This is a genomic window from Mesorhizobium sp. ORM8.1, assembly GCF_053005525.2.
Genome location: NZ_CM132600.1, coordinates 7,022,885 through 7,037,748 on the forward strand (window position 1 = coordinate 7,022,885; position 14,864 = coordinate 7,037,748).

8 protein-coding genes and 2 pseudogenes are annotated in these 14,864 nt (G+C 63.7%); 7 read left to right on the forward strand and 3 right to left on the reverse strand.

All coding sequences use genetic code 11. The annotated features are described in order from the left end of the window. Positions 1-143 precede the first annotated feature (143 nt). Both glmU and glmS read left to right on the forward strand, forming a co-directional pair. Positions 144-1,510: pseudogene (gene glmU, locus ACVDG8_RS34975) on the forward strand (bifunctional UDP-N-acetylglucosamine diphosphorylase/glucosamine-1-phosphate N-acetyltransferase GlmU). 221 nt (positions 1,511-1,731) lie between these two features. After that, positions 1,732-3,555, forward strand: a complete 1,824-nt coding sequence (gene glmS, locus ACVDG8_RS34980) for a glutamine--fructose-6-phosphate transaminase (isomerizing) (RefSeq protein ID WP_447252550.1) — start codon at positions 1,732-1,734, stop codon at positions 3,553-3,555. Positions 3,556-3,704: 149 nt separating this feature from the next. Here the strand turns inward: glmS and ACVDG8_RS34985 are convergent. Continuing rightward, positions 3,705-3,999 (reverse strand): annotated as a pseudogene (locus ACVDG8_RS34985) (GIY-YIG nuclease family protein). Positions 4,000-4,272: 273 nt separating this feature from the next. Between ACVDG8_RS34985 and ACVDG8_RS34990 the strand changes: the two are divergent. Further along, entirely contained in the window at positions 4,273-4,572 is a 300-nt protein-coding gene (locus ACVDG8_RS34990) for a HigA family addiction module antitoxin (RefSeq protein ID WP_447252551.1), read from the forward strand. An 82-nt stretch (positions 4,573-4,654) separates the two neighbouring features. Next, positions 4,655-5,410: a DUF502 domain-containing protein gene (locus ACVDG8_RS34995; RefSeq protein WP_447252552.1), complete on the forward strand. Its 756-nt coding sequence runs from the start codon at positions 4,655-4,657 to the stop codon at positions 5,408-5,410. On the opposite strand, the gene recG is transcribed toward ACVDG8_RS34995, so the two are convergent. After that, a complete protein-coding gene (recG, locus tag ACVDG8_RS35000) occupies positions 5,362-7,470 on the reverse strand; it encodes an ATP-dependent DNA helicase RecG (protein ID WP_447252553.1) in 2,109 nt (702 codons plus the stop codon). The two genes, ACVDG8_RS34995 and recG, sit on opposite strands and share 49 nt — an antisense overlap. Before the next feature lie 92 nt (positions 7,471-7,562). Here recG and ACVDG8_RS35005 point away from each other — a divergent pair, with 92 nt between their 5' ends. The 3 genes from ACVDG8_RS35005 to ACVDG8_RS35015 all read left to right on the forward strand — a co-directional run bounded on the left by ACVDG8_RS35005 (position 7,563) and on the right by ACVDG8_RS35015 (position 13,062). Continuing rightward, on the forward strand, positions 7,563-7,850 hold the full coding sequence (locus ACVDG8_RS35005; RefSeq protein WP_447252554.1) for a succinate dehydrogenase assembly factor 2: 288 nt from the start codon (positions 7,563-7,565) through the stop codon (positions 7,848-7,850). Between the two features lie 14 nt (positions 7,851-7,864). Beyond that, on the forward strand, positions 7,865-11,362 hold the full coding sequence (mfd, locus tag ACVDG8_RS35010) for a transcription-repair coupling factor (RefSeq protein WP_447252555.1): 3,498 nt from the start codon (positions 7,865-7,867) through the stop codon (positions 11,360-11,362). Between the two features lie 326 nt (positions 11,363-11,688). Continuing rightward, positions 11,689-13,062, forward strand: coding sequence for a class II 3-deoxy-7-phosphoheptulonate synthase (locus tag ACVDG8_RS35015; RefSeq protein WP_447252556.1), 1,374 nt, complete (start codon positions 11,689-11,691; stop codon positions 13,060-13,062). 80 nt (positions 13,063-13,142) lie between these two features. Here the strand turns inward: ACVDG8_RS35015 and ACVDG8_RS35020 are convergent, their stop codons facing one another. Further along, the gene (locus ACVDG8_RS35020; RefSeq protein WP_447252557.1) at positions 13,143-14,501 is read right to left on the reverse strand and encodes a glycosyltransferase family 39 protein; all 1,359 of its coding nucleotides are present in this window, start codon (positions 14,499-14,501) and stop codon (positions 13,143-13,145) included. Between the last annotated feature and the right edge of the window lie 363 nt (positions 14,502-14,864).

The window sequence follows — 14,864 nt, forward strand, 5'->3', positions numbered from 1 at the left end:
GATCTTGGCTCGATCAGGTCTGGGGCGCTCTGATTGAAAGTCAGCTGCTCTGCTTCCCACCGGAATTTAAACGCATTGGTACAGTATGGCACCGATGCTAGATATGCTGCGAATCCGAACCCTTCCCATACGGTTGACCCTCCATGAGCCATAGATCCTGCCTGTCCGTCATCCTTGCCGCCGGCGAGGGAACGCGCATGAAAAGCGCGATGCCGAAGGTGCTGCATGCCATTGCCGGCCTGCCGATGGTGGCGCATGTGGTGAAGGCGGCCGAGGCGGCGGGCGCGACGGGGGTGGCGCTGGTGATCGGCCATGGCGCGGAGGAGATGCGCAAGGCGGCGCAGAAATTCGCGCCCAAAGTCGAGATGTTCGTGCAGGAGAAGCGGCTCGGGACCGGGCACGCGGTACTTGCCGCGCGCGAAGCGATTTCAAGGGTTACGACGATGTTCTCGTCATGTTCGGCGACACGCCGCTGATCGATGCCGGCGCGCTGGCGGCGGCGCGGCAGAAGCTCGCCGAGGGTGCCGCCGTCGCGGTCATCGGCTTTCGTCCGCCGAGCCCCAACGGCTATGGCCGGCTGATCGAAAAGGGCGGCAAGCTCATCGCCATCCGCGAGGAGAAGGATTGCTCCGATGCGGAGAAAAAGATCGGCTTCTGCAATGCCGGGATGATGGCGGTGGCGGGCAAGCATGCGCTGCGGCTGCTCGACAAGGTCGGCAACAAGAACGCCAAGGGCGAATACTATCTCACCGACATCGTCGAGATCGCCGGCGCGGAAGGGCTCGATGTGGTGGCGACCGAGGCGAGCTTCGAAAGCGCGCTCGGCATCAACAACCGGGCCGAGCTCGCCGAGGCGGAAGCCATCTGGCAAGGCCGCCGGCGGCGCGAGGCCATGCTTGCCGGCGTGACGCTGATCGCGCCCGAAACCGTCTATTTTTCGTATGACACCGAGATCGGCGCCGATACGATCGTCGAGCCGAATGTCTGGTTCGGGCCGGGCGTGAAGATCGCCTCGGGCGCCAAGATCCATGCCTTCAGCCATATCGAGGGCGCGACGATTGCCGCGAACTGCGATGTCGGGCCGTTCGCGCGGCTGCGACCGGGCGCGGATCTCAAGCAGAAGGCCAAGGTCGGCAATTTCTGCGAGGTTAAGCAGGCGACGATCGAGGAAGGCGCCAAGGTCAACCACCTGACCTATATCGGCGACGCGCGCGTCGGGGCCGGGGCCAATATCGGCGCCGGCACCATTACCTGCAACTATGACGGCTATTCGAAATTCTTCACCGACATCGGCGAGGGCGCCTTTGTCGGCTCGAACTCCTCACTGGTGGCGCCCGTCACCATCGGCAAGGGCGGCTACATCGCCTCGGGCAGCGTGATCACCGAAAGCGTGCCGGACGACGCGCTGGCCTTCGGCCGCGCCCGCCAGAAGACGATCCCAGGCAAGGGCAAGGAATTGCGCGAGCGCTTTGCCTCGGCCGCGGCGGCAAGGAAGAAAGCCGCGGAATAATCTTGTTCGCGGAAAGCAGCTCGAGCAAATATAAACGAGTCAGAACCGAGGCCCTGAAAAGCCGAGCGGTTCACGTAACTGGATTACAAGAGCGGCTTGGCATATTGCATGTGTTAAAACCGTTCCAGCTGACACGGAACGAAACGCAAAGTGACTTTCGCGGCAGGCCGGCAATCCCTAGATAACGCCGGGTTTTCCATGGGCAATCGGGGGCTGTCTGCATGTGCGGTATCGTTGGAATCGTCGGCCAAAGCCAAGTCGCGCCGCTCATCGTCGATGCGCTGAAGCGGCTTGAATACCGCGGCTACGACTCGGCCGGCGTCGCCACCGTCGAGAAGGGCGAGCTTGGCCGCCGCCGCGCCGAAGGCAAGCTGATCAATCTCGAACGCCGGCTGAAGGAAGAGCCGCTCGACGGCACGATCGGCATCGGCCATACGCGCTGGGCGACGCATGGCGTACCGAACGAGACCAACGCGCATCCGCATTTTTCCAACGGCGTCGCCATCGTCCACAACGGCATCATCGAGAATTTCGCCGAGTTGCGCGATGAGCTCACCCGCGATGGCTATTCTTTCTCGTCGCAGACCGACACCGAGGTCGTGGCGCATCTGGTGGCGCGCGAGCTCGCCAAGGGGCTGAAGCCGGTCGAGGCCGCGCATGCGGCGCTGAAGCGCCTGTCGGGCGCGTTCGCGCTGGCGATCATGTTCCAGGGCGACGAGGACCTGATCGTCGGCGCCCGCAACGGTCCGCCGCTGGCGGTTGGACATGGCGAAGGCGAGATGTTCCTGGGTTCCGACGCGATCGCGCTGGCGCCTTTCACCAACTCGATCACCTATCTCGAAGACGGCGACTGGGCTGTGGTGCGCCGCAACAGCGTGACGATCTACGACATCGACGGCAACAAGGTCGCCCGCAAGCGCCAGCAGTCGCTGTCGACAAGCTTCATGGTCGACAAGGGCAACCGCCGGCATTTCATGGAAAAGGAAATCCATGAACAGCCCGAAGTGATCTCGCACACGCTGGCGCATTATGTCGATTTCGTCTCGGGCGCGTCGAAGCCGCTCGATCTGCCCTTCGACTTCGCCAAGATCGGCCGGTTGGCGCTCTCGGCCTGCGGCACGGCCTATCTCGCCGGGCTGATCTCAAAATACTGGTTCGAGCGCTATGCGCGGCTGCCCGTCGACATCGATGTCGCCTCGGAATTCCGCTACCGCGAGATGCCGCTGTCGGCCAATGACGCCGCCTTCTTCATCTCGCAGTCGGGCGAGACCGCCGATACGCTGGCCTCGCTGCGTTATTGCCGCAAGGCCGGCATGAAGATCGGCGCCGTCGTCAATGTGCGTGAATCGACCATGGCGCGCGAATCCGACGTCGTGCTGCCGACGCTGGCCGGGCCTGAGATCGGCGTCGCCTCGACCAAGGCTTTTACGTGCCAGCTGTCGGTGCTGGCGGCACTTGCGGTGCGGGCGGGCGTCGCGCGCGGCGCGCTCTCGCGCGAGCAGGAAAAGCAGCTGGTGCGCGAGCTTTCCGAAGCGCCGCGCTTCGCCACCCAGGTGCTGAAGCTCGACGAGCAGATCGAGCGCATCGCGCGCGAGCTGTCGCGCTACAAGGACGTGCTCTATCTCGGCCGCGACACCAACTTCCCGCTGGCGATGGAAGGGGCGCTGAAGCTCAAGGAAATCTCCTATATCCACGCCGAGGGCTATGCCGCGGGCGAGCTGAAGCACGGGCCGATCGCGCTGATCGACGAGAACATGCCGGTGATCGTCATCGCGCCGCATGACCGCATCTTCGAAAAGACCGTGTCGAACATGCAGGAAGTGGCGGCGCGCGGCGGCAAGATCATCCTGATCACCGACGCCAAGGGCGCGGCCCAGGCCAGCGTCAAGACGATGGAAACGATCATCCTCCCCGAAGTGCCGGAGATCATTTCGCCCATCATCTACGCGCTGCCGATCCAGATGCTGGCCTATTTCACCGCCGTGTTCATGGGCACCGACGTCGACCAGCCGCGCAATCTGGCGAAGTCTGTGACGGTGGAGTAGCGGGTCACTGCTTGCCTCGCGCACTGTAACTCGAAGTTCAGCTGCCGATGGCCCTTCTTTCGTCATCCACGGGCGGAGCAGGAGCAAAGCTCCTGCGCAGACCCGAGGATCCATTCCGTGACGTTTGGGCAGGTCAAAGCAGTGCAGAATTAGGCGCTACCAGCCGGTCCCCGAAAAAGCTCGAACCACTCCGGATTCGTCTTCTCGATCAAGTTCGATCTTCCATTTGCGCGGCCAGCGTTTCAGCGACTTCTCGCGCTGGATGGCATCGCGGATGTCGAAATACTTTTCGTACCAGACCAGGCGTTGCACGCCGTAGCGTCCGGTAAAGCGCGAGCCTCCGCTGGACCTGTGATCCGGCATCCGACGGGCGAGATCGTTTGTGACGCCAATGTAGATGGTGCCGCGCTTCTTGCTCGCAGTCATATAGACATAGCCCGTCATGCACGAAGGATAAGGGATGGATGATCGAACGACCATTCTGATGGGTTGCATTTTTCGGCTGGCGTCACGGAATGGATCCTCGGGTCTGCGCAGGAGCTACGCTCCTGCTCCGCCCGTGGATGACGAAGGGAAGGATGTTTCGGCTAATTCCAAGCGCAAGCAGCTTCCGTTTGGAACGCGGAGAGCCCTGGTCTTGCAGCTGGCCTTGTATCATAGCATGATACATGTCGTAAGGAAGAGCACTTGCCCTGACCCCTTTGAGGATACTGAGCCATGCCCAAGTTCGCGCGCCCGATCCACCCCGGGGAGTTCCTGCGGGAGGAATATCTCGTCCCGCTGAACATGAGCGCCGGGGCGGTTGCGAAGAAACTCAATCTTCCGCGCACCCGGATTGAGCGTATCGTAAAGGAAGAGGTTGGCCTCACTCCGGACACAGCTCTTCGCCTCGCCAGGTTCTTCAACACCACCGCCGAGTTCTGGATGAATTTCCAAAAGGCCTATGAACTTGAGACCGAGGCACGGAAAATTGCAGCGGAGCTCGAGAAGATCGTGCCTTTGGACGCAGCCGCATAGCCGCGCTCTTTTAAAAACTTCGCAGTTCCAAAGCGTCGTGCGGTTCACTAATGTTGCGGCGCAACCTCCGCCGCGGTGAGCCATGTCCGACGCCCCGAAGACCTCCGGCATGACCCGGCTCAGAAACTATTTCCTGACCGGCTTCGTCGTCTGCGCGCCGCTGGCGATCACCGCCTATATCGCCTGGTCGTTGATCGGCTGGGTCGATTCCTGGGTAAAGCCCTATATTCCGGCCCGTTACAACCCCGATACCTATCTGCCGTTCCCGGTACCGGGGTTCGGGTTGATCGTGGCGCTGGTGCTGATCACGCTGATCGGCTTCCTGACGGCCAACATCGTCGGCCGCGCCATCGTCAATTTCGGCGAGCGCCTGCTTGGCCGCATGCCGCTGGTGCGCGGCATTTACGGCTCGCTGAAGCAGATCTTCGAGACGGTGCTGTCCAACAAGGGCGACATGTTCCGCCAGGTCGGGCTGGTCGAATATCCGCGCAAAGGCGTCTGGTCGCTGGTCTTCGTCGCCAGCGAGAAGGAAACCGAGATCAACCAGAAGCTCGATCAGGGCGGCGATCCGCTGATCGCGGTGTTCATGCCGTGCACACCGAACCCGACCACCGGTTTCCTGATGTATGTGCCGAGATCCGAGATCGTGCCGCTCGACATGTCGATCGAGGACGGCGCCAAGCTGATCGTGTCGGCCGGCCTGGTGGCGCCGGAGGTCAAGACCAAGCTGGTGACGCTGAACGGCGAGCCTATCGAAGGCGCGCTCGCCAATCCGGCGGTCGGCGCTGCTCAGCCGGCTCTTAGCAGCCGCACCGCCTCGTCGCGCCCGAACAGGTAGAGCAGGAGCCGCAGCGCTTCGCCGCGCTCGGATTGCAGCTCCGGATCGCGCGACAGGATCAGCCTGGCGTCGTCGCGCGCGGCTTCGAGCAGGTCGGCATGGAATTCCAGGCGCGCGACCTGGAAGCCGGGCGTGCCGGACTGCCTGGTGCCGAGCAACTCGCCTTCGCCGCGCAATTTCAGATCTTCCTCGGCGATGCGGAAGCCATCCTCCGTCTCGCGCATCACCGACAGCCGACGCTTTGCTGTCTCGCCGAGCGGGTCCTTGTAGAGCAGCACGCAGGAGGATGGCTTGTCGCCGCGACCGATCCGGCCGCGCAACTGGTGCAACTGGGCAAGGCCGAAGCGTTCGGCATGCTCGATGACCATGATGGTGGCGTCCGGTACGTCGACACCGACCTCGATGACGGTGGTGGCGATCAGGATGCGCGTCTCGCCCTCCTTGAAGGCGCGCATTGCCTCGTCTTTCTCCGCGCCCTTCATGCGGCCGTGCACGAGGCCGATCCGGTCGCCGAACAGCGGCTTCAGCGAGGCGAAACGGTCCTCCGCCGACATCAGCTTGATCTCTTCGGATTCCTCGACCAGCGGGCAAATCCAGTAGATTTTCTGGCCATCGGCGACGGCATCGAGCATGCGCCCGACCAGTTCGTCCAACCGCTCCAGCGGCAGTGTGACGGTGCGGATCGGCTGGCGGCCGGCTGGCTTCTCGGTAAGCTTGGAGACATCCATGTCGCCGAAAGCGGTGAGCACCAGCGTGCGCGGGATGGGGGTCGCCGTCATCACCAGCATGTCGGGCGCGTCGCCCTTGGCGGTGATGGCGAGCCGCTGGTGGACGCCGAAGCGATGCTGTTCGTCGACGACCGCGAAGACGAGGTCGTGGAACGCAACACTTTCCTGGAACAGCGCATGGGTGCCGACGACAATGTCGATTGCACCGCTGGCAAGGCCGGCAAGCGTGTCGGCCCGCTCGCGGCCTTTTTCGCGGCCGGTCAGGATGGCAATCCGAAGTCCGACCTTTTGTGCCAGCGGCGTGATCGTCGCCAGATGCTGACGCGCCAGGATTTCGGTCGGCGCCATCAGCGCCGCCTGGCCGCCGGCCTCGACAGCGCGCGCCATGGCAAGCAGCGCCACCACGGTCTTGCCGGAGCCGACATCGCCTTGCAGCAGCCGTAGCATGCGTTCGGGGTCGGCAAGATCGGCGTTGATCTCGCCGAGCGCGAACTCCTGGCTCGGCGTCAGCCTGTAGGGCAGGGCGTCGCGCAGCTTCTCGACGATGCGGCCATCGCCGGTGAGCGGCCGGCCCGACAGGCGGCGCACTTTCGCCCGCACCAAAGCGAGCGACACCTGGCCGGCCAGCAACTCGTCATAGGCAAGGCGGCGCCAGGCCGGGCCCTCGACGGCGACGTCAATCGGGTCGGCCGGATGATGGACCCGGGCCAGTGCATCGCCGAACGGCGCAAATGTGTGCCGGCGCATGAAGGCGTCGTCCTGCCATTCCGGCAGTTCCGGCAAGCGGCCAAGCGCCTGGCCGATGGCGCGGCGCAGCATCTTGGTCGACAGTCCGGCGGTCAGCGGATAGACCGGCTCGACCAAAGGCAGGCTATCGGCCTCGCTGGCCAGAGCGATATGATCGGGATGGACCATGCTCGGGCGGCCGTTGAACCACTCCATGCGGCCCGAGACGATGACATGCTCGCCCACCGGCATCGCCTTTTCGAGATAGGGGGCATGGGCATGGAAGAAGGTCAGGCCGATCTCACCGGTGTCGTCATGGGCGTAGACGCGGTAAGGCACCGACCGGTTGCCGCGCGGCGGCGGCTGGTGGCGGTCGATGCGCAGCTCGAGCGTGACGATTGCGCCCGCTGGCGCGAGCGCGATGCCTGGCCGGTTGCGGCGGTCGATCACCGTGTTGGGCAGCACGAACAGAAGGTCGGCCGCGCGGGCCGGGCGGTCACCGAGATCCGCCGGCACGACCTTCTCGATCAGCGTGCCGACTTTCGGGCCAACGCCGGCAAGCGATGTGATGGGCACGAACAATGGATCGAGGATGGAAGGACGCATTGTGTCAGCTTATGTCGCGACGGCGGCAGCGCAAAGGCTGACACCGCCCTCTATCCACGCTATATCGCCGCTTCGAACAGGGATGCGGCGCCATGACCGGAACACAGCGATCAAGCGAGGGGCTCGATGCCCGACGCCGCAAGCTCTTGTTCCGCTCCTGGCACCGCGGCATGCGTGAGATGGATCTCATCCTTGGCACCTTCGCCGATGCCGAGATCGCCGCCTTGACCGGGGACGAAATCGACCAATATGAGATGCTCCTCGAAATTCCCGACACCGAATTTTTCCCGATGGTCACCGGCGAGCGCTCGGTTCCGCCCGATATCGATTGCGCGGTGCTGCAAAAGATCCTGGCGTCGCGCCGGACCATGACATTTTGAAAACAAGCATATCCATGAGCCTTATCCCCTCTATCGGCCTGCCGAAGGGCCGCGCCGGCCAGTTCATCGTCGACGGCGTCGCCGATGGCTACGAAGCCTTCGCGCTGGTGCAGACAGCGCTGGAGATCGCGCCGGACAAGCCGGTGCTGTTCGTTGCGCGCGACGGCCAGCGGCTGCCGGCGATCATCGAGGCCTTGGCCTTCGCCGCGCCCGGCCTGCCGGTGCTGGAACTGCCGGCTTGGGATTGCCTGCCCTACGACCGCGTCTCGCCCGGCGCCGACGCCGCGGCGCGCCGGCTCGACGCGCTTTCGGCCATGATCGCGCTGGCCAAGAAGCCGCATCGCGCCGTGGTCCTGACCACCGCCAATGCGCTGCTGCAGCGCATTCCGCCGGCCGAGCTCATCGAAGCGCAGACCTTTCATGCCAGGCCCGGCAACCAGATCGATATGAACGCGCTGATCGCGCGGCTTGAAATCTCCGGCTTCGAACGCGTGCCGACAGTGCGCGGCCTCGGTGAATTCGCGGTGCGCGGCGGCATTCTCGACCTGTTCGCGCCGGGCTGGAGCGAGGCACTGCGTCTTGATTTCTTCGGCGACACGCTGGAATCGATCCGCGTCTTCGACGCCGCGACCCAGCGCACCACCGGGCAGCGGAAATCGATGTCGCTGCAGGCGATGAGCGAGGTGGCGCTGACGCCGGAGACGATCAGCCGTTTCCGCCGCTCCTACATCGAAGCGTTCGGCGCGCCGTCGCGCGACGACGCGCTCTATGCGGCGGTCAGCGAAGGCCGGCGTTTTGCCGGCATGGAGCATTGGCTGCCGTTCTTCTACGAACGGCTGGAGACGGTGTTCGACTATCTGCCGGACGCGCCTGTCGTTTTCGATCATCTGGCGCATGAGGCGCTGGCCGAGCGTCACACGCTGATCCTCGATCACTACGAGGCGCGCCGCAAACTGGCCGACAGCGCGCTGAAGGACGCGGTGCCGTATAAGCCCGTGGCGCCGGACCTGCTCTATCTGTCGCCTGATAATCTGAAAGCCTCGCTCGGACCGCGCGAAGATATCGATTTCACCGTCTTCGACGCGCCCGATGTCGGGGCCAAGAAAGTTTTTCACGCCGGCTCGCGGCAAGGCCGCAGTTTCGCCGAAGAGCGCGCCGACCCCAATATCAATGTCTTCGACGTGGTCGTAAAGCACATTGCGGATGAACGCGCGGCGCGTCGTCGCGTTGTCGTCGCCGGCTGGACGGAAGGTTCGCTCGACCGGCTCGGCCAGATCCTTGCTGAACACCATCTCGGCAATCTGAAGCCGGTGGCGACGCTCACCGAGGTCGAAAAACTGGAACCGGGGCAGGCGGGTCTTGCCGTGTTGCCGCTGGAATCCGGCTTCGAGACCGACGACATGGTTGTCGTCGCCGAGCAGGATATTCTCGGCGACCGGCTGATCCGGCGCTCGAAGCGCAAGAAGAAGGCTTCGGATTTCATCGCCGAGGCCTCGTCGTTGTCGGCCGGCGACATCGTCGTGCATGCCGATCATGGCATTGGCCGTTTCATCGGCCTGCGCACCATCGAGGCCGTGGGCGCGCCGCATGACTGCCTCGAAATTCATTATGCAGGCGACGACCGGCTGTTCCTGCCGGTGGAAAATATCGAGCTTTTGTCGCGCTACGGTTCGGATTCGGCCGAGGCGACGCTGGACAAGCTCGGCGGCGGCGCTTGGCAGTCGCGCAAGGCGCGGCTGAAGAAACGCCTGCTCGACATGGCCGGGCAGTTGATCCGCATCGCCGCCGAGCGGCAGATGCGCTCCGCGCCCGCCATGATCCCCGCCGAGGGCCTTTATGGCGAGTTTTCCGCGCGTTTCCCTTACGAGGAAACCGACGACCAGCAGACGGCGATCGATTCCGTCATGGACGATCTCGGCGCCGGCAAGCCGATGGACCGGCTGGTCTGCGGCGATGTCGGCTTCGGCAAGACGGAAGTGGCGCTGCGCGCCGCCTTCATCGCCGCCATGGAAGGATTCCAGGTCGCGGTCGTCGTGCCGACAACCTTGTTGTCGCGCCAGCATTTCAAGACTTTCTCGCAGCGCTTCTCAGGCCTGCCGATCCGCGTTGCCCAGGCCTCGCGGCTGGTCGGCGCCAAGGAACTGGCGGAAACCAAGAAAGGCATCGCCGAGGGCCAGGTCGACATCGTCATCGGCACCCATGCGCTGCTCGGTTCCGCGATTTCGTTCAAGAATCTCGGCTTGTTGATCATCGATGAGGAGCAGCACTTCGGCGTCAAGCACAAGGAACGGCTGAAGGACCTCAAGACCGACGTCCATGTGCTGACGCTGTCGGCAACGCCGATCCCACGCACGCTGCAGTTGGCGTTGACCGGCGTGCGTGAACTGTCGCTGATCGCCACGCCGCCGGTCGACCGCATGGCGGTGCGCACTTTCATCTCGCCCTTCGATTCGCTGGTCATTCGCGAAACGCTGCTCAGAGAGCGCTATCGCGGCGGCCATTCCTTCTATGTCGTGCCGCGCATCAGCGATCTCGCCGAAATCCACGATTTTCTGAGGGAATCCGTGCCGGAACTGAAAGTCGCGGTGGCCCACGGCCAAATGCCGCCCGGCGAACTCGACGACATCATGAACGCCTTCTATGACGGCCAGTACGACGTGCTGTTGTCGACCACCATCGTCGAATCCGGGCTCGACATCCCAACCGCCAACACGCTGATCATCCATCGTGCCGACATGTTCGGCCTGTCGCAGCTCTATCAGCTGCGCGGCCGCGTCGGCCGCTCCAAGGTGCGCGCCTATGCGCTGTTCACGCTGCCGGCAAACCGCAAGCTGACCGACACTGCCGAGCGCCGGCTGAAGGTGCTGCAATCGCTGGACACGCTGGGCGCCGGCTTCCAGCTGGCCAGCCACGACCTCGACATAAGGGGCGCCGGCAATCTGCTCGGCGAGGAACAGTCCGGCCATATCAAGGAGGTCGGCTTCGAACTTTACCAGCAGATGCTGGAGGAGGCCGTGGCCGAAGTGAAGGATTCGGGCGAGGTCCAGGATGGCGGCTGGTCGCCGCAGATCGCGGTCGGCACGGCGGTGATGATCCCGGAAAGCTATGTGCCGGATTTGCAGCTCCGGCTGGCGCTTTACCGGCGCCTTGGCGATCTGGAAAACACCGAGGAGATCGACGCCTTCGGCGCTGAGATGATCGACCGCTTCGGCCCACTGCCGGAAGAAGTCACGCATCTGTTGAAGATCGTCTTCATCAAGGCCCTCTGCCGCAAGGCCAATGTCGAGAAGCTCGACGCCGGCCCCAAGGGCGTCGTCATTCACTTCCGCAAGCGCGAGTTCCCCAATCCGGTCGGGTTGGTCAAATACATCGGCGAGCAAGGCTCGCTGGCCAAGATCAGGGCCGACCACAGCGTCGTCTTCATGCGCGACTGGCCGAATGCGGAAAAACGCCTTGCGGGCTCGGCTGTCGTGATGACGCAATTGGCGCGACTGGTCGATAAGGCAGCTTAAGGTATGCCGATATTCAGGTGATGCCGGCCTGCGAACGGGGGCTTCCTGCGCTTCCGGTGCTCGCGTACGAAAAGTATGCTCCGCTCCGGTTCTCGGAATCCACCGTTCTCGACTCGGCCTGACCTGAATCTCGACATACCTTGGGCGCAGACCATTCGCCACTGCTGAAAAACCCGGCTAGAATAGGCAGTCGGCTTCGTGTAAGGAGCCGCGACCCTGATAGAGGGTAGTGGGCGAGGCCGCCCGCTTGTTTGTTTGATGCAGTTCCGGACGGAAACCGTTCACATTTTTCCTGGGATTGCTCCGAAAGGGCGTTGGGTGCAGCGATGACGAAATGGTCGCCGAATTCGTGGAGATCGATGCCGATCAAGCAGGTTCCGGCCTATCCGGACCTTGCGGTGCTGAAGGCAACGGAAGCCCAGCTTGCCACCTTTCCGCCGCTGGTTTTTGCCGGTGAGGCGCGCAAGCTGAAGAAGCAGCTGGCGGCGGTCGCGGCCGGCGAGGCCTTCCTGCTGCAGGGCGGCGATTGCGCCGAAAGCTTTGCCGAGCATGGCGCCGACAACATCCGCGACTTCTTCCGTGTCTTCCTGCAGATGTCGGTGGTGCTGACCTTCGCCGGCGCGCAGCCGGTGGTGAAGGTCGGCCGCGTCGCCGGCCAGTTCGCCAAGCCGCGTTCGTCCGACAACGAGACCAAGAGCGGCGTGACGCTGCCAAGCTATCGCGGCGACATCATCAACGGCATCGAATTCGACGCCAAGTCGCGCATCCCCGATCCGGCGCGCCAGGAAATGGCCTATCGCCAGTCGGCGGCGACGCTGAACCTGCTGCGCGCCTTCGCGCAGGGCGGCTATGCCAGCTTGGAGAACGTGCATCGCTGGATGCTCGGCTTCGTTGCCGACAGCCCGCAGGGCGAGAAATACGGTGCGCTCGCCAACCGCATTACCGAGACGATGGATTTCATGCGCGCGGTCGGCATTACGTCCGAAACCAATTTCGCGCTGCGCGAGACCGATTTCTACACCAGCCATGAGGCGCTGCTGCTCGGCTATGAGGAGGCGCTGACCCGCGTCGACTCCACCTCCGGCGACTGGTACGCGACCTCTGGCCACATGATCTGGATCGGCGACCGCACCCGCCAGCCCGACCATGCGCATGTCGAATATTGCCGCGGCATCAAGAACCCTCTGGGCCTGAAATGCGGACCGTCGCTGACGCCGGACGGGCTGCTCGAGCTGATCGACCTGCTCAATCCCGAGAACGAGCCGGGCCGATTGACGCTGATCGCGCGTTTCGGCTCCGACAAGGTTGCCGAGCACCTGCCGAAGCTGGTGCGGGCGGTGAAGAAGGAAGGCCGCAGCGTCGTGTGGTCGTCCGATCCGATGCACGGCAACACGATCGAGGCCGCCGGCTACAAGACGCGTCCGTTCGACCGCATCCTGAAGGAAGTGCAGACCTTCTTCGAGGTGCATCGCGCCGAGGGCACGCATCCTGGCGGCATCCATGTCGAGATGACCGGCAAGAACGTCACCGAGTGCACCGGCGGCGCCCGCGCCATCACGGCCGAGGATTTGCAGGACCGCTATCACACCCATTGCGATCCGCGCCTCAACGCCGACCAGGCGATCGAGCTTGCCTTCCTGGTCTCTGATCTGTTGAAGAAGAGCCACCCGGTCCCGCACAAGCAGGCCGCGAACGCGTGATCCATCGGTCGGCTGACGAGTGAGGCGTCAGAGAAAGCCCCGGCGCTTCCGTTCGCTCTCACAAGGCGATGGAACTCCCGTCAGTCCGGATTTGGTGGTCCGGGCGGATCGTCCGGGAAATTGCTTTTCCCTGGTGGGACGACCGCAAAGTTCAACGCGATCGGGGCCGCGTTGAACGACCAGTCGAAGGCCACGGTCTTGACCGGCAAGCCGGCAATCCAGGCTTGGAGGTGCGCAGAAACGGGCCAGTCGCGCCGCCAAACCAACAGCATGCCTTGTTCCCGCAGGCGCTGCTTTGTGATCCAGGGCGCAAGCCGTTTGTCGAGTCCGGTGAAGATTGAAGGCTTGTCCTCGGCGCTGAGTCCGGCCAGCATCGCCACGCCGTCATCGCCGCCGACGATGCCAAGGCGACCGGGAACGGTTTCGTGCCATGCGGTTTCGGCGGCTTCCGCGATAGACCGCGCGGGCCAGCAGACCGGCTGTAGACGGCCAAGCACCTTGCAGCCTGCCCAGCGCCCAGTCGCGTAGGTGCCCGAGACGCCGACGATGCAGACCAATGCGAGGATCGCCAACCGGCGAAGCTCTGTCGGCCCGAGCCGCTGGCCCAGCAGCGCGATGGCGATGGCACCGACGAGATTGTACATGGGCGCGCCCCAAGACTCGCCCGCGCCGGTAAACAGCGAAGCAGCCATCACCAACAGCGCCGGCCCTAGGCCCATCCACAAAAGATAGATCACCGCGCGTGGCTCGGGAGCAGGCTGCTCCGGCGACGGCATCGGCTCGGACCCGGCTTGGCGGCGCAAAAGGCCAGAAAGGCCAAGAACGGCGGAGAGGCCCGAAAGGCCAGCAAGCTGAACCCCGATGTAGTAAAGGCGCGCGCGGTGGGTCAGCACCCAGTCGTCGCGACGCGCGGCGTAGGTCAGCGGGAGGAAATCGATGCGATAAAGGGCAATGGCCAGCGGCGCGGCGAGCGCGAGGAAAACCGCCAGCCCCAGCCAAGGCCAGGGCGTGGCAAGCCGGCTTCGTGCGCGGTGATCGTACAAAAGCCACAAGGCGCCGAACGTCAGCAGCAGACCAGTGGAAAGCTTGGCATAGAGACCCACGCCGGAGACAAGGCCGAGGGCAAGCCACCAGACCGGCTTTCCGTCACGGGCAGCGCGCCACAGCAGCAGGCAGATGCCCGCCCAGAACGGCATCTGCGCGTAGTCATGGTTGAATTGCGGCGTCGGCCAGCCGAAAAAGTAAATCGACGGCATCAGCAAGACGGCAGCCAGGGCACGGGTTGGCCCCATGATATCGCGTGCCAGCAGGTAAACCAGGACGAAGGTCGCCGAAACGGTCAGCTGCGACATCAGATATTGCGGCCAGCGGAATGACCCGGTCAGAAGGTGACTGATCTCCAGCAGCCAACAGGGAAGTTGCGGGTGCTTGTAGGTCAAAAGGACCCACTCACGGCCCCACATGAACCCTTCGACGACATCGGCTGGCGGCCCGACATCGGTGATCGCCGGCGAGATGGTCCAGCAGAAAATCTGGGCAAGGCAGAGGAGCGCCAGGAAATGAGACGGCCGGCGCAAAAGGTCGTCCCAGCGCATGAATCCCCCGCCTGCACCCTTTGCCGGATTGGCCGTCGGCCAAAAGCTTGCGGATCTCGCTCGTTTCTGACATGCGCGCCTTATTGAACCGCTTGACTGCGCGCTTAAATCACATCGATCGGATTTTCGAATAGCCCCGATAGCAAACCTTACGAAAATGTATGTTTTCGCGACCATCGCAAGACCAAGATTACGATGAAGGTGTCG

Coding starts and splice junctions, on each gene's coding strand:
- glmS (WP_447252550.1), top strand. CDS start 1,732: ATGTGCGGTATCGTTGGAATCGTCGGCCAAAGCCAAGTCGCGCCGCTC.
- ACVDG8_RS34990 (WP_447252551.1), top strand. CDS start 4,273: ATGCCCAAGTTCGCGCGCCCGATCCACCCCGGGGAGTTCCTGCGGGAG.
- ACVDG8_RS34995 (WP_447252552.1), top strand. CDS start 4,655: ATGTCCGACGCCCCGAAGACCTCCGGCATGACCCGGCTCAGAAACTAT.
- recG (WP_447252553.1), bottom strand. CDS start 7,470: ATGCGTCCTTCCATCCTCGATCCATTGTTCGTGCCCATCACATCGCTT.
- ACVDG8_RS35005 (WP_447252554.1), top strand. CDS start 7,563: ATGACCGGAACACAGCGATCAAGCGAGGGGCTCGATGCCCGACGCCGC.
- mfd (WP_447252555.1), top strand. CDS start 7,865: ATGAGCCTTATCCCCTCTATCGGCCTGCCGAAGGGCCGCGCCGGCCAG.
- ACVDG8_RS35015 (WP_447252556.1), top strand. CDS start 11,689: ATGACGAAATGGTCGCCGAATTCGTGGAGATCGATGCCGATCAAGCAG.